Below are 19,919 nucleotides of genomic sequence, written 5' to 3'. Positions count from 1 at the left end.
TGGTTTCACACTTGGCATTGCTGCTTTGCGTTACACCGCGTTGGTGTCGAGACTCGAATTATAGACAGGTTTTTCAGCGTTTTGCAAGTCGCTCCAAAACTTTTTCGCGACCACAAAGCAAAAGCACCTGATCGACCGAAGGCGTCTGAGGCGTGCCCATGACCAGCACGCGCACCGGCATGGCCAATTGAGGCATTTTCAGTCCGGCTTCGGCCAGCACCTGCTTGAATGCAGTACTGATGGCTGGCGCCGTCCACTCCACATCCTTGAGCTTGGCTGAAAGCAAATCGAGCGCAGGTTGCACCGCCAATGTGACGTGTTGGGCCAGGTCTTCGGCCTTGGGTTTCACATCCTCGTAGAAGGCACGCACCCAGGCGGCCAAAGCCACCAAAGTATCGCAGCGGTCCTTGAACAGACCACAAATACCCACCAGACGATCGTCAGTGACCAGGCCCTTAAGGTACGGCTGCACGCGTTGGGCCAGCTCGGCGTCGGGCATGGCCTTGAGGTGCTGGGCATTGACCCACAGCAGCTTGGCTGCATCCCATTGCGCCGGGCTCTTGGACAAGTGCGTGCCATCGAACCACTGCACCATCTGCTCCAGACTGAAGACTTCGTCGTCGCCATGACTCCAGCCCAGACGGGCAAGGTAGTTGTTCATGGCTTCGGGCAGGTAACCGGCTTCATCGTAATTGGACACAGCAACCGCACCACGGCGCTTGGAGAGCTTTTGACCATCGTCACCCAGGATCACGGGCAGGTGTCCGAACTGCGGCAACGCAGCGCCGAGCGCACGGTAGATGTTGATCTGCCAGGGCGTGTTGTTGATGTGCTCGTCACCGCGAAACACATGGCTGATGGCCATATCCCAGTCGTCCACCACCACCGCGAAGTTGTAGGTGGGCACCCCATCAGCGCGCTGGATGATCAGGTCGTCGATCTCGGTGTTGCTGATGCTGATCGGGCCCTTGACCAGATCATCCCAGCAGACAACACCATCGACCGGATTGGCAAAGCGGATCACCGGCTTCACGCCTTCAGGAGCAGGCGGCAGCACTTTACCTGGTGCAGGGCGCCAAGTGCGGTTGTACAGGCGCTTTTCGCCACGCGCTTCCTGCGCAGCCTTCATCGCTTCAAGGTCTTCGGGCGTGCAGTAGCAGCGGTAGGCGGTGCCGGCGGCCAGCATCTGGTCGATCACGGCCTGGTAGCGTTCCAGGCGCTGCATCTGGTAAACGGGGCCTTCGTCATAGCCCAGACCCAGCCAGTGCATGGAGTGCAGAATCTGGTCTACCGAATCCTGAGTGGAGCGGGCGACATCGGTGTCTTCGATGCGCAGCACAAACTCGCCACCAAAGTGGCGGGCATAGGCCCACGAATACAGCGCGGTGCGGGCGGTGCCCAGATGGAGAAAGCCCGTCGGTGATGGGGCAATGCGGGTACGAATTTTCGTCATGTTCAAAGGGTATCGAGGCCGCGCCACAAATCGGCGCGAATGTCGTCAAGGTGTTCCAGGCCCACAGCCACGCGGATCAGGCCCTGGCCAATGCCTGCTGCCTGGCGCTGGGCTTCGGAGAGCTTGCCGTGCGAGGTACTGGCCGGGTGCGTGAGCAAGGTTTTGGTGTCACCCAGATTGGTGCACAGCGACAGCGTTTGCAACTGGTTGAGCACGTGGAAGGCGCGGGCACGCGCTTGCTCTGGCGCGTCGGCTTTCAACTCAAACGACAGCAATGCACCGCCGCAACCACCCATCTGGCGCATGGCCAGCTCGTGTTGCGGGTGGCTGGGCAAACCGGGGTAGAACACCCGCGCCACAGCAGGGTGCTCTTCGAGCGCCTGCGCCAGCGCATGGGCACGCTCACTTTGCGCGCGCATGCGAATGTCCAGCGTTTCCATGCCTTTGAGCACCACCCAGGCGTTGAAAGGCGAGAGCACCATGCCGGCATTCTTGATGACGGGCAAAAGCTTTTCCTTGACCAGCTGTTCGGTTGTACACAAGGCCCCCGCCATGACGCGGCCCTGCCCGTCCAGGTACTTGGTGCCTGAGTGCATGATGATGTCGGCACCCCATTCGATGGGGCGCTGCAAGGCAGGCGTGGCAAAGCAGTTATCCACGGCCAGCAGGGCGCCAGCCGCATGCGCCATCTCTGCCAGGGCGGCGATGTCGCACACCTCGGTCAACGGGTTGGTGGGCGTTTCGGCAAACAGCAGTTTGGTGTTGGGCGTGATGGCGGCGCGCCAGGCGTCCAGGTCGGCTTGAGGCACCGCTGTGGAAGTCACACCAAAGCGCGCGAACTCCGAACCAATCAGCTTGATGGTGGAGCCAAACATGGATTGTGAATACACCACATGATCGCCCGCCTTGAGCAGGCTCAGCAGCATCAGCAAAATGGCAGACATGCCACTGCTGGTGGCCAGCGCAGCCTCGGCACCCTCGAGCGCTGCCAACCGCAGCTCCATGCTGCTGACAGTGGGGTTGCCCGAGCGGCCATAGGTGTAGCCGTCTTCTTCACCCGCGAAGCGCGCAGCCGACACCTCGGCGCTGGGCTGCACATATCCGCTGGTCAGGTACAGGGCCTCGGAATTTTCACCGTACTCACTGCGTGGCACAGCGGCACGCACCGCTAGTGTGTCGCGATGCAGACCCGGTTTGGTGGCATCAGAACTCATACGTGTTCACTCCGAAGCATTAGGCAAGGACAGGCGCGAGTTGTCGGCGTCGCCCTCTTCTGTCTTAAGACGGTTTTCATTGATCCGCACAATATCGTCAGCCGACACATCACCTGTGCAATAAACGCCATCAAAGCACGAAGCATCAAACCCATGGAGAGTCGTCCGTCCGGCAACGCGCGCAGCGGCCACGGCTTGCTTCATGGCCTCCACATCCTGATAAATCAGGGCATCGCAGCCAATGATTTGGCGGATTTCTTCGACCGTGCGACCATGGGCGACAAGTTCGTCCTTGGTCGGCATGTCGATGCCATAAACGTTCGGGTAGCGCACCGGCGGCGCGGCGCTGGCCATGTACACCTTGTTGGCGCCGGCATCACGAGCCATTTGCACAATCTCTTTACTTGTGGTGCCACGCACGATCGAATCGTCCACCAGCAGCACATTGCGGCCCTTGAATTCGCTGGTGATCACATTGAGCTTTTGACGCACCGATTTCTTGCGCACGCCCTGGCCGGGCATGATGAAGGTGCGCCCCACGTAGCGGTTCTTCACGAAGCCCTCTCGGTAGGGAATACCCAGCAAATGAGCCAGCTGCGTGGCGCTGGGCCGGCTGGATTCAGGGATCGGAATGACCGCATCAATCTCGTTGGGTGGCACAGTAGAGATCACACGCTTGGCCAGCGTTTCCCCCAGGTTCAGGCGGGCCTGGTACACCGACATGCCATCCATGGTCGAGTCGGGGCGAGCGAGATAGACGAATTCAAAAATACAGGGGTTGAGCTGCGCACCTTCGGCGCACATTTCACTGTGTACCTGGCCTTGCAGATCCACAAACACGGCCTCGCCCGGGGCCACATCGCGCTCGAAGTAGTGCATCGTGCCTTCCAGCGCCACGGATTCGCTGGCGACCACGACGGTACCGTCGCTGCTGCGCCCCATGCACAACGGACGAATCCCATGCGGATCGCGGAAAGCCAAAAGGCCATGGCCAGCGATCAGGGCAATCACGGCATACGACCCTTTGATGCGCTGATTCACTCCGCACACGGCGGCAAACACATCGGCCGGCTTGAGCGGCAGGCCACGCGTGGTCTTTTCAAGCTCGTGCGCCAGCACATTGAGCAACACCTCGGAGTCACTGTCGGTGTTGATGTGGCGGTGATCGACCGAAAACAAGTCTGCCTTGAGTGACTGCGCATTCGTCAGGTTGCCGTTGTGCACCATCACGATGCCAAACGGCGCATTCACATAAAAAGGCTGTGCCTCTTCTTCGCTGAAAGCATTGCCTGCCGTAGGGTAGCGCACCTGACCCAGACCACTGTTGCCCGGCAGGGCACGCATGTTGCGGGTGCGGAACACATCACGCACCATGCCTTTGGCTTTGTGCATGAAGAACTTGCGATCCTGGAGAGTTGCAATGCCCGCGGCATCTTGCCCGCGGTGCTGCAGCAGCAGCAAGGCGTCATAGATCAACTGGTTCACGGGTGCCGCACTGACCACCCCGACAATTCCACACATAGCCCTATCCGTTCTGAATTAAAACGCCGCAATACTCACGGCAAATAACTTGAAAACTGTTCTGGCAGCACAGGCTTGAGGGCAGCGATCATGAATTCCAGTGCTGCAGCCCCATACGACTCTTGCCACCAAGCTTGTTGGTGCATGCCAACCATCTGGACCACGACCGTAAGCGCCAACAGCACCACCACACCCCGCACCAGACCAAACAAACCACCCAACGCCCGATCCGCAGGTGCCAGGCCCACGGAGTGCAACAGCTTACGCATGAGCCAACTGACAAAACCCACCGCAAACACAGTGGCAATGAACACCACCACATAAGCCACAGCGTACTGCAGCGCTGGTGCCATGCCACTCAAAGGCAGCCAGGTACTGACCAGCGGAGCAAACCACTGGGCCACAAAGAAAGCTACTGCCCAAGCCGCCAATGCCAAAAACTCATGCACCAGGCCACGCCAGATACCCAACAACAAAGACAGGGCCAGAATGCCCAGCAACACCCAATCTGTTGTTGCAAAGCTGTTCATCAGAGCTTCAGGAGGGCCGCTTTCAGGCCCAGCTTGCGAATGCGCTCGGCGATCTTGTCAGCCTCATCCTTGCCCTTGTAGGGACCCAGGCGTACGCGAACCAGCTTTTTCCCGTCTTTGGTATCCGTGACCTGGGTGTAGGTCTTGAGTCCAGCACGCTCAAGCTTGGAGCGCACCTCCTTGACCTTGTCCATTTCAGTAAAGGCACCAACCTGAATCAAATACTTTGGAGCATCCGACTCAGGCGTTTTACCGTCGAGCAAGGCCTGGGCACGCTCGGCTGAGCTTGTTGTGGTGCTCTTGGCTGCCACGGGTTCGGCTTTTGCCTGCGAAGGCTTTTCGGCCTTTGGCACGACCGGCTTGGATTCCGGCACAGGCGCCACAGCAGGCGTTTCCTGCTTAACGGCCTCGGCTGGCTTGGGTTGTGCTACCGCTTGGGCGCCCTCGTCCTTGACGACTTCTTCCTTGGCATCCAGTCCGGCCTGGGCGGGCAAAGCGGGCACAACAGGCAGTTGTGCAGGCGCCACAACGGATTCACCTTGGGCCACTTGGCGAGGAGGAATCACAATCGGGGTATCCATCGACACCGGTCGAGGCTGGGTATCGAATAGCAACGGGAAGCCCACCACAGCGGTGGTGACCAGGACCACGGAACCTATCAAGCGGTAACGCGCACGGCGACGTACAGCCTCGACATTCTCGGCGGAGTTATCGCTGTCAGCGACTGTTGAAGATCGGTCAGACCGGGATAAACGGAACTTGAAAAAGGCCATGGCGTGCAGATCAGGAGCCCAGGTGCTTGGCCTGCAAACGGGGCAAGCCGTTGTGCAAAACCCCACCCACGGTATAGAAAGAGCCGAATACGACGATTCTATCAGCCGCCCCTGCCTCAGCCACTGCCTGCGCCAGTGCCGCAGCAGGGTCTGCAAAACACTGTGCAGTGGTATCCTGGCGCTTGTTTTGCGCTCGCCAGGCTTGTTCCAGCGCTTGCGCTGTGGCCGCTCTGGGCAATGGCAAATCGGTGAAGTACCAATGATCAATCATCGGTGCTACTCGGGCCAGCATCGGAGCCAGATCCTTGTCGGCCATGGCCCCAAACACCGCACGGGTGTTGGGGTAGAACCCCATGGCATCCAGGTTTTCGGCCAAGGCTGCGACCGAGTGCGGGTTGTGCGCCACATCGAGCACCAACACTGGCTCACCCGGGACGATCTGAAAACGTCCGGTCAATTCGACCATGGCCAAGCCATTGCGCACAGCCTGCGCCGTCACAGGTACGCGGGCGCGCAATGCATCGAGCGCAGCCAGCACACCCGATGCATTGACCAACTGGTTGGCACCCCTCAAAGCCGGATACGCCAGGCCACTGTACCGGCGGCCACGGCCCGCCCAGTTCCACTGCTGCTTGTCGCCCGAGAAATTAAAGTCCTGCCCGAATCGCCACAGGTCTGCGCCCAATTGCTGCGCATGGTCCAGCACACTTTGCGGGGGCACGGGGTCGCTCACCACCACAGGCTTGCCCGCACGCATGATGCCCGCCTTCTCCCGGCCAATAGTCTCGCGGTCATGGCCCAAAATGGCGGCGTGGTCGATGTCAATGCTGGTGATGAGGGCGCAGTCTGCATCCACGATATTGACCGCATCCAGCCGCCCACCCAGACCGACCTCCAGAATGACCACATCCAGACCGGCCAGTGACAGCAGATGCAGGATGGCCAGGGTGCTGAACTCAAAATACGTCAGGCTGGTCTCGCCACGGTGCTGCTCGACCACCTCAAAGGCCTGCGCCAGCTCTTGCGCCTGGACCGACTGCCCTTGCACCCGGCACCGCTCTTCAAAGTGCACCAGATGCGGGGAGGTATATACGCCCGTGCGGTAACCTGCCTGCAGCAAAATCGCTTCAAGCATGGCGCAGGTGGAGCCCTTGCCGTTGGTCCCCGCCACGGTGATGACCACCGTCTGTCCAAACTGCAAACCCATGCGCTGGGCCACAGCCTGCACACGGTCCAGGCCCATGTCGATGGCCACGGGGTGCAGGCGTTCACACCAGTCCAGCCATTCCTGTAGAGTTCTCATGGGGCGTGATTGTCGCCCAGCTTGCTTCCTGACAAATCACCCATGCAAAAAACCACCCTGACCGTCTACGGCATCCCCAACTGCGACAGCGTCAAAAAAGCCCGTGTCTGGCTGACTGAACAGGGCCTGAACTACACCTTTCATGACTTCAAAAAACAAGGCGTTCCCGAACCGGAGCTGGACCAATGGCTCAAAGCCTGCGGTTGGGAAGTGGTGCTCAACCGCAAAGGCACCACCTGGCGCAAACTCGATGAAGCCACCCAGGCTGGCGTGACCAATGCCGCCACAGCCAAAGCCCTCATGCTGACCCAGTCCAGCGTCATCAAACGCCCTGTGATTGCATGGCCCTCCGGCAAAACCACCGTGGGGTTTGCGCCAGATCAATGGCCCGCCTGAAACCCCTGGGACAGTGACAGTTGGTTACGAAACTTTACGAAGCCAGACATCAGATTTCATCGATGCCTTCCACAATTCAGACATGAACACGAGAAAGGCGTCAACCATGAACAAGCTCTTTGCGACCACGGCTTTGCTGGCCACACTGGGGGGCACTGGCTTTGTCCAGGCTCAAGAAATGGGTCGAGTGCTTTCCCGAACTGCTGTTTACCAGCAAGTGGCCGCCCCGCGTCAGGTATGCAGCCAGAACCAGGTGGCCGTGCCTGCCCAAAAATCGGGAGCCGGTGCCCTGATGGGTGCAGTTGCAGGCGGCGCGGTCGGTAACGCCATCGGTGACGGCACAGGGCGTGCCCTGGCCACCATGGTCGGTGTGATTGGCGGCACCATGCTGGGGGAAAAAATCGAGGGCGCACCGCCTGCCCAGATTCAGAGCCAGCAAACATGTGTCACGCAAACCGTGTATGAAACCCGTCTGGTCGGCTACAACGTCACCTACGAGTACGCCGGCAAGCAATACACCGTTCAGTTGCCCCAGGACCCGGGCCCCACCCTGCCCCTGCAGGTGACCCCCATGGCAGCCCCCGCAGCGCCAGCACCTGTTGTCCTGCCTGCCGCCCCTGTGTCCGAAAACACCCTGATGTCCACGCCCACACGGGTGGTGGTCTCTGCGCCTTCAGTGGTGTACGCCCCGGCTTATCGCCCTTGGCACCCTGCCTTTGGCGTCAACCTGGCCTGGAGCTCGGGCGGGGGACACCGACACCCCCATCGACACCACCCTCGCCCCCATTGAGCGCTTTGACAGCAAACACGCTCAACTGACCTAAAATCCGGGGTTGATCGGCAAAACGGCCCAGGCCTTTGCAAGGCACTGGGTCTTTTCATGGGCCGAAAGCACTGTCTACAGGAATTCTCAGATGAGCACCAAAAGCATCGACGGCGTGTCCGTCACCACCCAAGCCAATGTTTACTTTGACGGCAAGTGCGTCAGCCACAGCCTGACGAAGGCTGACGGCACCAAACTGTCGGTAGGCGTGATCCTGCCGGCTCAGCTCACCTTCAACACCGGCGCCCCGGAAATCATGGAATGCGTGGCCGGCTCCTGCGAATACAAACTCGCCGGCACCGACGCCTGGGTCAAGTCCAGCGCGGGCGAAAAGTTCAATGTGCCCGGCAACTCAAGCTTCGAGATCCGCATTCCTGAAGGTGTCGAGGCCTACCACTACATCTGCCATTTCGGTTAATCCCATGTCCACCATTCTGCAAAACCTGCCCAAAGGGCAAAAAGTCGGCATCGCCTTCTCCGGCGGCCTGGACACGTCTGCCGCCCTGCTGTGGATGAAGAAAAAGGGCGCCATGCCCTACGCCTACACCGCCAACCTGGGCCAGCCCGACGAGTCGGACTACGAAGAGATTCCGCGCAAGGCCATGGCCTATGGCGCTGAAAAAGCCCGTCTGGTCGACTGCCGCACGCAGCTGGCGCACGAAGGCATTGCCGCCATCCAGTGCGGCGCCTTCCACATCAGCACCGGTGGCATCACCTACTTCAACACCACGCCGCTGGGCCGCGCCGTGACCGGCACCATGCTGGTGGCCGCCATGAAGGAAGACGATGTTCACATTTGGGGCGACGGTTCAACCTTCAAGGGCAACGACATCGAGCGTTTTTACCGCTATGGCTTGCTCACCAACCCGAGCCTGAAGATCTACAAGCCCTGGCTGGACCAGACCTTCATTGACGAGCTCGGCGGCCGCAAGGAAATGAGCGAGTTCCTCATTGCCAACGGCTTTGACTACAAGATGAGCGTGGAAAAGGCCTACAGCACTGACTCCAACATGCTCGGCGCCACGCACGAAGCCAAGGACCTGGAGCACCTGAACAGCGGCATCCGCATCGTCAACCCGATCATGGGCGTGCAGTTCTGGAAGCCCGAAGTCGAAGTCAAGGCCGAAGAAGTGTCGGTGCGCTTTGAAGAAGGCATTCCGGTCGCCCTGAACGGCGTGGAATATGCAGACCCGGTCGCGCTGTTCCTCAAGGCCAACGAAATCGGCGGCCGCCACGGCCTGGGCATGAGCGACCAGATCGAAAACCGCATCATCGAAGCCAAGAGCCGCGGCATCTACGAAGCCCCCGGCATGGCGCTGCTGCACATCGCCTACGAGCGCCTGGTCACCGGCATCCACAACGAAGACACCATCGAGCAGTACCGCATCAACGGCCTGCGGCTGGGCCGCCTGCTGTACCAGGGCCGCTGGTTCGACCCGCAAGCCATCATGCTGCGCGAAACCGCCCAGCGCTGGGTCGCGCGTGCCGTGACCGGCACCGTCACGCTGGAACTGCGCCGTGGCAACGACTACAGCCTGCTCAACACCGAGAGCCCCAACCTGACCTACGCGCCCGAGCGCCTGTCGATGGAAAAGGTGGAAGACGCGCCGTTCAGCCCCCTGGACCGCATCGGTCAGCTGACCATGCGCAACCTGGACATCACCGACACCCGCGCCAAACTGGGCGTGTATGCACATACCGGGCTGCTGTCCTCGGGCGAAGGCCCGCACATCTTCAAGCTCGAAGGCACCAACAAGAAGTAACGCTTGGGATACCTCAATAAAAAACGGCCTTCGGGCCGTTTTTTTGTGGTCCAGCAAGTGCCTTAAATGACCACTGGCTCCGGCTCCAGCCGGATCCCAAAACGCTCGTACACGCTGGTCTGAATCGCGCGGGCCAGCGTCATCACCTCGCCGCCAGTGCAAGGGTGCTCGGCGGTGCCGCGGTTGACCAGCACCAGCGCCTGTTTGTCATAGACCCCCGCGTGGCCCACGGTCTTGCCCTTCCAGCCGCAGGCGTCGATCAGCCAACCGGCGGCCAGCTTCACGCTGCCGTCAGGCATGGGGTAATGCACCACCTTGGGCTCGCGGGCGATGATGTCGGCGCACTGCTCGGGCGTGACGGTCGGGTTCTTGAAGAAGCTGCCGGCGTTGCCGATCACGGCCGGATCTGGCAATTTGGCACTGCGGATCTGGCAGACCCAATCAAAGATGGTGCGGGCGTCCGGGTTGGCAATGCCCGTCTCGGTCATCTTGCGTTCCAGGTCCAGGTAGCCCAGCTCGGGCTTCCACTTTTTGGGCAGAGCCAGACGCACACGCAAAATGACGGCGCGCCCGGCCAGGCCCAGGTCTTCAGGGCCGTGGCTGGCGTGCTTGAACACCGAGTCGCGGTAGCCAAAGCCGCATTGGGCAGCATTGAGCGTGAAGACCTCACCGGTGAACAGGTCCATCGCATCCAGCTCGTGAAAACGGTCCTGAAGCTCCACGCCATAGGCGCCAATGTTTTGCACGGGGGATGCGCCCACGGTGCCCGGGATCAGCGCCATGTTCTCCAGGCCGGGGTAGCCGTGCGCCAGACTCCACGCCACCAGATCATGCCAACGCTCGCCAGCGCCAGCTTCAACAATCCAGGCCTTGTCCGTCTCGCCCGCCAGGTGCAGACCGGCCACTTCCATTTTGAGCACCAGCCCTTTGACGTCGCCCGTCAGCACAATATTGCTGCCGCCGCCCAGCACCTGGCGCGGCAACTTGAGCAACTGCACATCCTTGAGCACCGCATGAATATCGCTTTCGCTGCGCACGCGCACCAAGGCTTCGGCGCGGGCAGCAATGCCGAACGTGTTGTAGGGTTGAAGGGGGACGTTGTGCTCCAGGATCATGGGACAATTGTCGCATTCCCGAACTTTGCTTTACGAGTCTGCCATGCCTTCTTTTGACACCGTCTGTGAACCCAATATGGTTGAAGTCCGCAACGCTGTGGACACTTCGGCCAAGGAAATCGGCACCCGCTTTGACTTCAAGGGCACGTCTGCGGCCATCGAACTCAAAGACAAAGAGATCACGATGTATGGCGACGCCGACTTCCAGCTCCAGCAAGTCGAAGACATCCTGCGCAACAAGCTCACCAAGCGCAATGTGGACGTGCGCTATCTGGACATCGGCAAGGTCGAAAAAATTGGCGGCGACAAGGTCAAACAGGTGGTCAAGGTGCGCGAAGGCATTGCCACCGAAGACGCCAAGAAGATCACCAAGATCATCAAGGAGTCCAAGATGAAGGTGCAGGCCTCCATTCAGGGCGATGCAGTGCGTATCACGGGCGCCAAGCGCGATGACCTGCAAGTCGCCATGGCCCTGCTGCGCAAGGACATGGCCGAGCTGCCCCTGTCCTTCAACAACTTCCGCGACTAAATCCTGATGGGTGTCAGCCGCGCACCGCGGCTGTAACGACGACCTCAATGCGCCAGCCGGGATCGGCAAGCGCTGCCTGCACCGTGGCACGTGGCGGAGCATGACCCACAGCCACCCAGGCGTCCCAGACTTCGTTCATGGCTGCAATGTCAGCGATGTCGCTCAGGTAGATTTGCGTTCGCAAAATACGGCTTTTGTCGCTGTTGCATTCAGCCAGGCGCACATCGATTTGCTGCAGCACATCTGCCGTCTGGCTGCGAATATCTGTCGCCTCGCACTCGGGCACCATACCGGCCAGATAGACCACGCCGTTGAACACAGCGGCTTCGCTGTAGCGAGCCGCCACATGCAATCGCTGAATGTCGGTTTGGGTATCGATCATGACTTTTTGCTGCCCACCTTGGACTCAGTACCCGCAAACAGGCGATTGATGTTTTCCCGATGGCGCCACACCAGCAGCAAGCCCATGACGCTCAGGCTCAGCACCTGCGCACCTTGTGCCTGCCAGGCCACGCCATCGCCAAACACCAGATAGACCGGTGCAAACACCGCCGCCACCATGGACGCCAGCGACACGAAACGGCTGAAATACACCACGATGGCAAAAGTCCCCAAGGTCGCCAGCGCCAGCAGGGCATTCACGCCCACCAGGACACCCAAAGCCGTGGCTACGCCCTTGCCGCCCTGAAAGCGGAAAAACACCGGGTACAGATGCCCGACAAATGCGGCCAGACCCGCAAGGGCGGCGACAGAAGCATCGCCCCCCAACATGAGCACGGCCCACACAGGCAACCAGCCTTTGAAAGCATCAAACAGCAGGGTCAAAACGGCAGCCTTTTTGTTGCCCGAGCGCAGCACATTGGTGGCGCCCGGGTTTTTGCTGCCATAGGTGCGCGGATCGCTCAGGCCCATGAAACGGCTGATGATCACGGCAAAGCTCAGCGAGCCCACCAAATAGCCGCCCAAGAGGGCGAGAAGAGGCATCAAGGAGTCCATGCAATCTTTCTATGCGTGCTTACAGCGCCGGGTCGCGAATGTCCCAGCGGATGGCGTCAATCTGCTGCAACAGCTCGGTGCTGAGCTGCACGCTCCAGGCCGCCAGGTTTTCATCCAGCTGCGTTTGCGAGGTGACACCAATGATGGTGCTGGCCACACTCCAGCGGTGGTAGCAAAACGCCAGCGCCATTTGCGTGGGCGTCAGGCCATTGTCACGAGCGAGCCGGTTGTAGCGACGTGCGGCTTCCAGCGCTTCCGGTCGGCCCCAGCGCTGCTTGCGCATGGATTCGTAGTTGGCAATGCGGGCATCGGGCACACCGGCACCTTCAAAACCACTTTGGTCGTACTTGCCGGTCAAGGCACCAAAAGCCAGCGGCGAATACGCCAGCATGGACACCTTCAGGCGGTGGCAGGTTTCGTCCAGACCATTGTCGTAAAAACGGCTGGTCAAGGCATAGGGGTTTTGCACCGTCATGGCGCGTGGCAGCCCATGCTGCTCGGCCAGGCGGATGAACTCGTGCACGCCATAAGGCGTTTCGTTGGACAGGCCGATGTAACGCACCTTGCCCGCCTGAACCAGCTTGGCCAGGGCCTCGAGCTGTTCGTGGATCGAGGTCACCGACTTGTCCTTGGCCGGGTCAAAGTAGCTCATGCCAAACACCGGCACATGGCGCTCGGGCCAGTGAATTTGGTAGAGGTCAATCACATCGGTTTGCAGGCGCCTGAGGCTGCCTTCGCAGGAATTGAGGATGTCTTGCGCGGTCATGCCGCTGCCCTCGCGAATCCAGGGCATGCCGCGCGAGGGGCCGGCCACTTTGGTCGCCAGCACGATGCGTTCACGCATGCCAGGGTTCTTTTGCAGCCAGTTGCCAATGATGGTTTCGGTCGCGCCACACGTCTCAGCCTTGGCAGGCACCGCATACATTTCAGCGGTATCCACAAAGTTGATGCCTGCCTCAACGCTGCAGCTCAGGATGGCGTGTGCATCGGCCTCGCCCACCTGTTCGCCAAAGGTCATGGTGCCCAGACAAATGGGCGTGACGTGCAGGTCACTGGTACCAAGTTGAACTTTTTTCATGGAGTGTCTGTCTGTAATGCTTCTGAAAGAAGTGATTTTGTCATGACCTGGCTCGCGCCCGCTCCTCTTCCTGCAGGCGCAGCACACGGCGCTGCACCTTGCCGGTGGTGGTCATGGGCAGCTGGTCGATGAATTCAATTTCCTTGGGGTATTCGTAGGGAGCCAGCAAACCACGCACATGGGTTTGCAAAGCCTTGCGCACCCCTTCTTCGAACGCTGTTGCATCGGCGTGCTGGCTGCGCTTGGCGGCATAGTCTGGCGAAAGCACCACATAGGCTTTGACCAGTGCACCCCGCTCGGCATCAGGTTTGGGCACCACCGCCGCATTGGCCACAGCCGAATGCTTGACCAGGCAATTTTCAATTTCACCAGGACCAATACGGTAACCCGCTGCCTTGAACATGTCATCAGTTCGGCCCTGGTACCAGAGGTACCCGTCCTCGTCGCGCACAGCCATGTCGCCGGTGCGGCACCAGTTGCCAGTGTATTTTTTACGCGTGGCCTCGTCGTTGTTCCAGTAGCCCAAAAAGAACACCGGGTCGGGCTCACCGTGCACATCGAATCGGTTGACTGCCACCTCGCCAGGCACACCTGTCGCGCACACTTGCCCTGCATCGTCTATCACCGCCACCTGGTGACCTGGATAGCCTTTACCCATGCTGCCGGCTTTCGGTGGCCACATGCGGGCGCAATTGCCGACCACGTAATTGATTTCGGTCTGACCGAACATTTCGTTCACGATCACACCCAACTGCTGCTCGCAATACGCAAACACGGCATCGCCCACCGCTTCGCCTGCACTCATGATGGCTTGCAGCTTCAGGCGGTAGTGTTTGCGCGGCTCGGGCACGGCTTTCATCATGGCCTTGAGGGCGGTGGGAAACAAAAAAGTGTGCGTCACCGCATGGGTATGCAATATTTCGAACGCGTTCTCGGGCGAGAAACGTCCGTTGAACGCCACAATCGGCCGCCCAAAGTACAGGCTGGGCAGCAAGGCATCCATCAGCCCGCCCGTCCAGGCCCAGTCTGCCGGCGACCAGAACACGGCCTTGGACGGTTTGCGTGCATCTGCGGGGTCAAAACCAAACCAGTTCTGGCTGCACACAAAGCCGGTCAGGTTGCCGATCAGGGCCCGCTGTGGGATCAAGGCGCCTTTGGGGTTGCCGGTGGTGCCGCTGGTGTAGATCAACACGGCTGGCGCATCGGCCTGGGTGGTTACGGCGTCAAAACCGGCTTTGGCTTTCGCGATGGCCTTGGCGTAATCCAGATCCGCACGAGCCGCAGCTGCACCTACGCCAATCAAGGCTTTCAGCCCTGGACAATCCTTGCGTGCCTGCAGCACGGCGCCAATGGCAGCCTCGTCACAAATTGCGACCGCGGCCTGGCTGTCATTGATGCGAAACGACAGCGCCTCCGGCCCGAACAGCATCGACAGCGGCATGGCCACTGCGCCCATCTGCAACACCGCCACATAGGCCACGGCTGTTTCAAAACGCTGGGGCATCACGATCGCCACCCGGTCGCCCGCCTGCACACCTTGGGCGCGCAGCACATGGCTGAGCCGGTTGGCCTGGTTTTGCAACTGGGCATAGGTGTAGCGGCGGTGACGACCCGCACTGTCGTGCTCGATCAAAGCCACTTGCCCGGCCTTGGTCGGCTGCGTGGCCCATCGACCACAGCACTCGTGCGCCATGTTCAGCCGCGCAGGCACCTTCCAGCCAAACTGCCGATGCAACTGTTCGTAGCTGTCCTGTATGTGCACACGCTTCATGCCCTGTCTCCTTATGATCGCAAAGTATGTACCAAGTTCTGCGCCCATCCACCTCCCGCTTCCTGCCGATTCGCCATCATGAGTACCACATGCGACAGTGGTCCGAATCCACACAACCCACATCGACCCCAATGGTGCTCTTGCACGGCTGGATGGATGTGTCCGCATCGTGGCAATTCATGGTCGATGCCCTGCCGCAATCGTTCATGGACCATCGCAGCATCGTCGCCCCGGACTGGCGTGGCTATGGCCAAACCACAGGCCCCGCCACAGACGCCTTCTGGTTCCCCGACTACCTTGGGGATCTGGACGCATTGCTGGAGACCCTCTACCCGGGACAGCGGGTGGACCTGGTGGGACATAGCATGGGGGGCAATGTGGTCATGATGTATGCGGCCGTCCGACCCCAGCGTGTGCGGCGCCTGGTCAATGTGGAAGGATTTGGCATGGCCGCCACGCGTGCCGCACAAGCACCCACGCGCCTGGGCCAGTGGCTCGATGAACTGAGCGCCCACCAGCAAGGCAGCAATGCCATGCAGACCTATCCTGACCTGGATGCGGTGGCAGCACGCCTGCGCAAAAACAACCCTCGTCTGGCTCCAGACCGCGCCCAATGGCTGGCTTCACACTGGGCGCAACCCGATGCCCAGGGCCAGTGGCAGGTTTGCGGCGACCGTGCGCACAAAAATGTCAATCCCTACCTCTACCGACTGGATGAAACCCTGGAGGCCTACCGCCGAATCCAGTGTCCCACGCTGTTTGTGCAGGCCCAAGCCGACTCGCTCACGCAGTGGTGGAAAGGCACCTACACACGCCAGCAGCACGACGAACGCCTGCAACATGTCCCCCTGCTCCAAACCTTGACCCTTCCCGATGCCGGCCACATGTTGCAACACGACCAGCCGCAACGACTAGCCCAAGCTCTGGTCGAATTCTTGTCTTAATGATAATTTGGTACATTCGCTTGCTTCCAGGGGGAAGAAATGCGAACAATTTCAATCATCGCCTTGGCGCTTTTCAGCGCCATGAGCGGCGCTGCTCAAGCGCAAAACAACAACAGCTGGTGCCCAGCAGCGCTCACCCGGCACGACCACAGTCAAGCCGAACCCGGGCATCGCCGAGAAGTCACACTCTCGCCTTACACCTACCATTACAGCCACAACCCTGAACACCGGCCGGTGTTTGCGGCCTCGTTTGATCACTACGCCAGCGACAGCCGTTTTTGCGGATTGAGCTTGTTTCGCAACTCTTTTGGCCAGCCTTCGGGCTATGTCTACATCGGCAAACGTTTTGACAAGTTGCTCGGCCACCCACGCCTGTTTGGCAAAGTCACAGCTGGCGTTTTGTATGGTTACGTCGACCCATATGAAGACAAAGTCCCCCTCAATTGGAACGGTTTTTCTCCAGCCATCGTGCCCGTGCTGGGCTACAAACTCAGTGAGGACAGCTCTCTACAAGTCAATATTCTGGGCGCCGCAGCACTGATGTACTCCTACGGCTACCGCTTTTGAAGCACAGTTGAAGCACAGGCACTTGCAGGCATGAGAAAATCGACGGTTTGACAGTCAACACACAAGAGATTTCCATGGACGCAGAACACATCAATCAAATCGGTACGGCCCTGACAGACCTGACGGCCCGTACCGAAGATTTACGGAGGTATCTTTGACTACGATGCCAAAGCTGACCGCCTGAGAACCGTCAACGCATCGCTCGAAGATCCAACGGTCTGGAACGACCCCAAGAAAGCCCAGGAACTGGGCAAGGAAAAAAAATCGCTCGACAGCGTGGTGGTGACCATCACCACGCTAACCAGCGAACTGGCAGACAACTCCGAATTGTTCGAAATGAGCAAGGAAGAAGGCGACGAAGCCGGCCTGCTCACCATCGAAGCCGAAACCGCCAAGCTGACCAAAATGGTGGAAGACCTCGAGTTCCGCCGCATGTTCAGCAACCCCGCCGACCCACTCAACTGCTTTGTCGACATCCAGGCCGGCGCCGGTGGCACCGAGGCTTGCGATTGGGCCAGCATGCTGCTGCGCCAGTACCTCAAATATGCCGAACGCAAAGGCTTCAAAGCCACCGTGGAAGAAGAAACTCCGGGCGATACCGCCGGCATCAAGAGCGCCACCATCAAGGTCGAGGGCGAGTACGCCTATGGCCTGCTGCGCACCGAAACCGGTGTGCACCGTCTGGTGCGCAAGAGTCCGTTCGACTCGTCGGGTGGTCGTCACACCTCGTTTGCCTCACTGTTCGTCTACCCCGAAATTGATGACTCGATTGAGATCAACATCAACCCGGCCGATGTGCGCACCGACACCTACCGCGCCAGCGGTGCGGGTGGTCAGCACATCAACAAGACCGACTCGGCCGTGCGCCTGACGCACATTCCCACCGGCATCGTGGTGCAGTGCCAGGACGGCCGCAGCCAGCACAGCAACCGTGACGTCGCTTGGCAGCGCCTGCGCTCACGCCTGTACGACCATGAAATGCGCAAGCGCATGGAAGAGCAGCAAAAGCTCGAAGACACCAAGACCGATGTAGGCTGGGGTCACCAAATTCGCAGCTATGTGCTGGACAACAGCCGCATCAAGGACTTGCGCACCAACGTCGAAATCTCGGCCACCCAAAAGGTGCTCGACGGCGATCTGGATGCATTCATCGAAGCTTCACTCAAACAAGGCGTCTGACCATGCGTGAAGGACAAGCCGCGGCCGTGCGCCGCGAAGACTACACCGCCCCGGCGTTCTGGATCGACACGGTCGACCTGACCTTTGATCTGGAACCCACCAAAACCCGCGTCCTGAGCAAGATGCGCCTGCGCCGCAACCCCGATGTGGCGGCCCAGCCGCTCCGTCTGGATGGTGAAGAGCTGAACTTGGCACGCGTGCTGGTCAACGGCGGCGGCACCTCGTTCAAAATGGACGGCAACGTGCTGGTGCTGGAAAACCTGCCCGAAGGCAACGATGCTTTCGATCTGGAAATCTTCACCACCTGCAACCCCGAGAAGAACACCCAGCTCATGGGTCTGTACGTGAGCCAGGGCACCTTCTTCACGCAGTGCGAGGCCGAGGGCTTTCGCCGCATTACGTACTTCCTGGACCGCCCGGATGTGATGGCCAGCTACACCGTCACGCTGCGGGCCAACAAGGCCCAATACCCGGTGCTGCTGTCCAACGGCAACCTGGTCGAACAGGGCGACCTGGAAGATGGCCGCCACTTTGCCAAATGGGTCGACCCCCACAAAAAGCCCTGCTACCTGTTCGCCCTGGTGGCGGGCAAGCTGGTGGCGCGCGAGCAACGTATCCGCTCGCGCTCGGGCCAAGACCACCTGTTGCAGGTGTTTGTGCGCCCCGGCGATCTGGACAAGACCGAACACGCGATGAACTCGCTGATGGCCAGCGTGGCCTGGGATGAGGCCCGCTTTGGCCTGCCGCTGGACCTGGAACGCTTCATGATCGTCGCCACCAGCGACTTCAACATGGGCGCCATGGAAAACAAGGGCCTGAACATTTTCAACACCAAGTTTGTGCTGGCCAACCCTGCTACCGCCACCGATGTGGACTACGGCAACATCGAATCCGTCGTGGGCCACGAGTATTTCCACAACTGGACCGGCAACCGCATCACCTGCCGCGACTGGTTCCAGCTCTCGCTCAAGGAAGGCCTCACCGTCTTCCGCGACCAGGAGTTCAGCCAGGACATGGCCCACGAGGCCAGCGCCCGCGCCGTCAAGCGCATCGAAGATGTGCGCGTACTGCGCACCGTCCAGTTTGCCGAAGACGCGGGCCCCATGGCCCACCCGGTGCGCCCGGACCAGTACGTCGAGATCAACAACTTCTACACCGTCACCATCTACGAAAAAGGTGCCGAGGTGGTCCGCATGATGCAGACCCTGACCAGCCGCGACGGGTTTGCCAAAGGCATGAAGCTGTATTTCGAGCGCCACGACGGCAAAGCCGTGACCTGTGACGACTTTGCAGAGGCGATTGCCGACGCCAACCCCGGCACAGCGCTGGCACAGCACCTGCCGCAGTTCAAGCGCTGGTACAGCCAGGCCGGAACACCGCGCTTGCAGGCCCGTGGCCAGTACAACGCGGCCGAGTGCAGCTACACACTCACACTCAGCCAAAGCTGCCCTGCCACACCAGAGCAAGCTGTCAAAGAACCATTTGTCATCCCCGTCACGCTAGGTTTGTTGACCGCCGACGGCCGCCCCCTGCCCCTGCAGCTGGCCGGCAGTAACGACAGTGCCGAGCAAACCACACTGGTGTTGACCGAGGCCAGCGCCAGCTGGACTTTTGTGAATCTGGACAGCGAGCCTGTGCCCTCCCTGCTGCGTGGCTTCAGTGCGCCAGTGCTGCTCGACGATGGTTTGAGCACGGACGCCCTCATGAGCCTGCTGGCACATGACAGTGACGCCTTCAACCGCTGGGAGGCCGGTCAACGCCTGATGCTGCAGGCCGCACTTCAAGCGCTGCGCACGCCCGCAGATACGTCCTCTAACCAGCCGCTACCTACTGCACTCGTCGAAGCATTGCGTACCGTCTTGCGCCACCCACAGCTGGATGCCGCGTTCAAGGAGCTGGCCCTGACGCTGCCGTCCGAAGCCTACATGGCAGACCAATTGGAGAGCGTCGACCCTCAGCGCGTG

Annotated in this window: 20 protein-coding genes; 9 read left to right on the top strand and 11 right to left on the bottom strand. The window is 60.2% G+C overall.

The window, feature by feature from the left end; genetic code table 11:
• Window positions 1-73: 73 nt before the first annotated feature.
• From gltX to folC, 6 genes are read right to left on the bottom strand one after another with little or no spacing between them, the layout of a single operon-like run.
• Window positions 74-1,453, bottom strand: a complete 1,380-nt coding sequence (gene gltX, locus AAFM15_RS01670; protein WP_341684964.1) for a glutamate--tRNA ligase — start codon at window positions 1,451-1,453, stop codon at window positions 74-76.
• A 2-nt stretch (window positions 1,454-1,455) separates the two neighbouring features.
• On the bottom strand, window positions 1,456-2,667 hold the full coding sequence (locus AAFM15_RS01665; RefSeq protein WP_341684963.1) for an O-succinylhomoserine sulfhydrylase: 1,212 nt from the start codon (window positions 2,665-2,667) through the stop codon (window positions 1,456-1,458).
• A gap of 6 nt (window positions 2,668-2,673) precedes the next feature.
• Window positions 2,674-4,188, bottom strand: coding sequence for an amidophosphoribosyltransferase (gene purF, locus AAFM15_RS01660; protein ID WP_341684962.1), 1,515 nt, complete (start codon window positions 4,186-4,188; stop codon window positions 2,674-2,676).
• Window positions 4,189-4,223: 35 nt separating this feature from the next.
• Window positions 4,224-4,718: a CvpA family protein gene (locus tag AAFM15_RS01655; protein WP_341684961.1), complete on the bottom strand. Its 495-nt coding sequence runs from the start codon at window positions 4,716-4,718 to the stop codon at window positions 4,224-4,226.
• The gene (locus tag AAFM15_RS01650; RefSeq protein ID WP_341684960.1) at window positions 4,718-5,491 is read right to left on the bottom strand and encodes an SPOR domain-containing protein; all 774 of its coding nucleotides are present in this window, start codon (window positions 5,489-5,491) and stop codon (window positions 4,718-4,720) included. Before AAFM15_RS01650 ends, AAFM15_RS01655 begins: the two co-directional genes overlap by 1 nt.
• A 10-nt stretch (window positions 5,492-5,501) precedes the next feature.
• Window positions 5,502-6,794 carry a bifunctional tetrahydrofolate synthase/dihydrofolate synthase gene (gene folC, locus AAFM15_RS01645; RefSeq protein ID WP_341684959.1) on the bottom strand — a complete coding sequence of 431 codons (1,293 nt, stop codon included), beginning with the start codon at window positions 6,792-6,794 and terminating at the stop codon, window positions 5,502-5,504.
• Between the two features lie 42 nt (window positions 6,795-6,836).
• On the opposite strand from folC, the gene AAFM15_RS01640 reads away from it, so the two are divergent.
• From AAFM15_RS01640 to argG, 4 genes are all read left to right on the top strand, one after another.
• Window positions 6,837-7,190 (top strand): ArsC family reductase, encoded by a 354-nt coding sequence (locus AAFM15_RS01640; RefSeq protein WP_341684958.1) that lies wholly within the window; start codon window positions 6,837-6,839, stop codon window positions 7,188-7,190.
• 106 nt (window positions 7,191-7,296) lie between these two features.
• Complete coding sequence (locus AAFM15_RS01635; RefSeq protein ID WP_341684957.1) at window positions 7,297-7,980, top strand: glycine zipper 2TM domain-containing protein; 684 nt, start codon at window positions 7,297-7,299, stop codon at window positions 7,978-7,980.
• 124 nt (window positions 7,981-8,104) lie between these two features.
• Entirely contained in the window at window positions 8,105-8,431 is a 327-nt protein-coding gene (locus tag AAFM15_RS01630) for a pyrimidine/purine nucleoside phosphorylase (RefSeq protein WP_341684956.1), read from the top strand.
• 4 nt (window positions 8,432-8,435) lie between these two features.
• The gene (argG, locus tag AAFM15_RS01625) at window positions 8,436-9,776 is read left to right on the top strand and encodes an argininosuccinate synthase (RefSeq protein ID WP_341684955.1); all 1,341 of its coding nucleotides are present in this window, start codon (window positions 8,436-8,438) and stop codon (window positions 9,774-9,776) included.
• 62 nt (window positions 9,777-9,838) lie between these two features.
• Here argG and murB read toward each other — a convergent pair whose 3' ends face one another.
• Complete coding sequence (murB, locus tag AAFM15_RS01620) at window positions 9,839-10,891, bottom strand: UDP-N-acetylmuramate dehydrogenase (protein ID WP_341684954.1); 1,053 nt, start codon at window positions 10,889-10,891, stop codon at window positions 9,839-9,841.
• A 43-nt stretch (window positions 10,892-10,934) separates the two neighbouring features.
• On the opposite strand from murB, the gene AAFM15_RS01615 reads away from it, so the two are divergent.
• Window positions 10,935-11,420 (top strand): YajQ family cyclic di-GMP-binding protein, encoded by a 486-nt coding sequence (locus tag AAFM15_RS01615; protein ID WP_341684953.1) that lies wholly within the window; start codon window positions 10,935-10,937, stop codon window positions 11,418-11,420.
• Window positions 11,421-11,433: 13 nt separating this feature from the next.
• Here AAFM15_RS01615 and AAFM15_RS01610 read toward each other — a convergent pair whose 3' ends face one another.
• Genes AAFM15_RS01610 through AAFM15_RS01595 form a run of 4 tightly spaced genes read right to left on the bottom strand, consistent with a single transcriptional unit; the run spans window position 11,434 to window position 15,265 of the window.
• Entirely contained in the window at window positions 11,434-11,802 is a 369-nt protein-coding gene (locus tag AAFM15_RS01610) for a RidA family protein (RefSeq protein WP_341684952.1), read from the bottom strand.
• Window positions 11,799-12,416: a glycerol-3-phosphate 1-O-acyltransferase PlsY gene (gene plsY / locus AAFM15_RS01605; protein WP_341684951.1), complete on the bottom strand. Its 618-nt coding sequence runs from the start codon at window positions 12,414-12,416 to the stop codon at window positions 11,799-11,801. The genes AAFM15_RS01610 and plsY overlap by 4 nt, the downstream gene beginning before the upstream one ends.
• A 19-nt stretch (window positions 12,417-12,435) precedes the next feature.
• A complete protein-coding gene (locus AAFM15_RS01600; RefSeq protein WP_341684950.1) occupies window positions 12,436-13,494 on the bottom strand; it encodes an aldo/keto reductase in 1,059 nt (352 codons plus the stop codon).
• A 40-nt stretch (window positions 13,495-13,534) separates the two neighbouring features.
• Window positions 13,535-15,265 carry an AMP-binding protein gene (locus AAFM15_RS01595; RefSeq protein WP_341684949.1) on the bottom strand — a complete coding sequence of 577 codons (1,731 nt, stop codon included), beginning with the start codon at window positions 15,263-15,265 and terminating at the stop codon, window positions 13,535-13,537.
• A gap of 26 nt (window positions 15,266-15,291) precedes the next feature.
• On the opposite strand from AAFM15_RS01595, the gene AAFM15_RS01590 reads away from it, so the two are divergent.
• From AAFM15_RS01590 to pepN, 4 genes are all read left to right on the top strand, one after another.
• A complete protein-coding gene (locus AAFM15_RS01590) occupies window positions 15,292-16,209 on the top strand; it encodes an alpha/beta hydrolase (protein ID WP_341684948.1) in 918 nt (305 codons plus the stop codon).
• 39 nt (window positions 16,210-16,248) lie between these two features.
• Window positions 16,249-16,776, top strand: coding sequence for a hypothetical protein (locus AAFM15_RS01585; protein ID WP_341684947.1), 528 nt, complete (start codon window positions 16,249-16,251; stop codon window positions 16,774-16,776).
• 74 nt (window positions 16,777-16,850) lie between these two features.
• Window positions 16,851-17,955, top strand: a protein-coding gene (gene prfB, locus AAFM15_RS01580) for a peptide chain release factor 2 (RefSeq protein ID WP_341684946.1) whose coding sequence is annotated in 2 segments (ribosomal slippage) — window positions 16,851-16,931 and window positions 16,933-17,955 — 1,104 coding nt in all. Because the reading frame shifts where the segments join, the coding sequence is not laid out codon by codon here.
• Between the two features lie 2 nt (window positions 17,956-17,957).
• The coding region (pepN, locus tag AAFM15_RS01575; protein WP_341684945.1) for an aminopeptidase N at window positions 17,958-19,919 on the top strand (1,962 nt) is incomplete at its 3' end.

The sequence above is a fragment of the Limnohabitans sp. genome, assembly GCF_038134685.1.
GTDB lineage: Bacteria > Pseudomonadota > Gammaproteobacteria > Burkholderiales > Burkholderiaceae_C > Limnohabitans_A.
Note: the sequence above shows the minus strand (reverse complement) of the source record. Positions and strands in the feature narration are given on the sequence as shown.

Bases quoted from the DNA above. Each gene is read 5' to 3' on its own strand.
- purF (WP_341684962.1), bottom strand. From the start codon at position 4,188: ATGTGTGGAATTGTCGGGGTGGTCAGTGCGGCACCCGTGAACCAGTTG.
- AAFM15_RS01615 (WP_341684953.1), top strand. From the start codon at position 10,935: ATGCCTTCTTTTGACACCGTCTGTGAACCCAATATGGTTGAAGTCCGC.
- plsY (WP_341684951.1), bottom strand. From the start codon at position 12,416: ATGGACTCCTTGATGCCTCTTCTCGCCCTCTTGGGCGGCTATTTGGTG.
- murB (WP_341684954.1), bottom strand. From the start codon at position 10,891: ATGATCCTGGAGCACAACGTCCCCCTTCAACCCTACAACACGTTCGGC.
- AAFM15_RS01610 (WP_341684952.1), bottom strand. From the start codon at position 11,802: ATGATCGATACCCAAACCGACATTCAGCGATTGCATGTGGCGGCTCGC.
- folC (WP_341684959.1), bottom strand. From the start codon at position 6,794: ATGAGAACTCTACAGGAATGGCTGGACTGGTGTGAACGCCTGCACCCC.
- argG (WP_341684955.1), top strand. From the start codon at position 8,436: ATGTCCACCATTCTGCAAAACCTGCCCAAAGGGCAAAAAGTCGGCATC.
- AAFM15_RS01590 (WP_341684948.1), top strand. From the start codon at position 15,292: ATGTACCAAGTTCTGCGCCCATCCACCTCCCGCTTCCTGCCGATTCGC.
- AAFM15_RS01635 (WP_341684957.1), top strand. From the start codon at position 7,297: ATGAACAAGCTCTTTGCGACCACGGCTTTGCTGGCCACACTGGGGGGC.
- AAFM15_RS01665 (WP_341684963.1), bottom strand. From the start codon at position 2,667: ATGAGTTCTGATGCCACCAAACCGGGTCTGCATCGCGACACACTAGCG.
- AAFM15_RS01585 (WP_341684947.1), top strand. From the start codon at position 16,249: ATGCGAACAATTTCAATCATCGCCTTGGCGCTTTTCAGCGCCATGAGC.
- AAFM15_RS01655 (WP_341684961.1), bottom strand. From the start codon at position 4,718: ATGAACAGCTTTGCAACAACAGATTGGGTGTTGCTGGGCATTCTGGCC.
- AAFM15_RS01595 (WP_341684949.1), bottom strand. From the start codon at position 15,265: ATGAAGCGTGTGCACATACAGGACAGCTACGAACAGTTGCATCGGCAG.
- AAFM15_RS01600 (WP_341684950.1), bottom strand. From the start codon at position 13,494: ATGAAAAAAGTTCAACTTGGTACCAGTGACCTGCACGTCACGCCCATT.
- AAFM15_RS01640 (WP_341684958.1), top strand. From the start codon at position 6,837: ATGCAAAAAACCACCCTGACCGTCTACGGCATCCCCAACTGCGACAGC.
- gltX (WP_341684964.1), bottom strand. From the start codon at position 1,453: ATGACGAAAATTCGTACCCGCATTGCCCCATCACCGACGGGCTTTCTC.
- AAFM15_RS01650 (WP_341684960.1), bottom strand. From the start codon at position 5,491: ATGGCCTTTTTCAAGTTCCGTTTATCCCGGTCTGACCGATCTTCAACA.
- AAFM15_RS01630 (WP_341684956.1), top strand. From the start codon at position 8,105: ATGAGCACCAAAAGCATCGACGGCGTGTCCGTCACCACCCAAGCCAAT.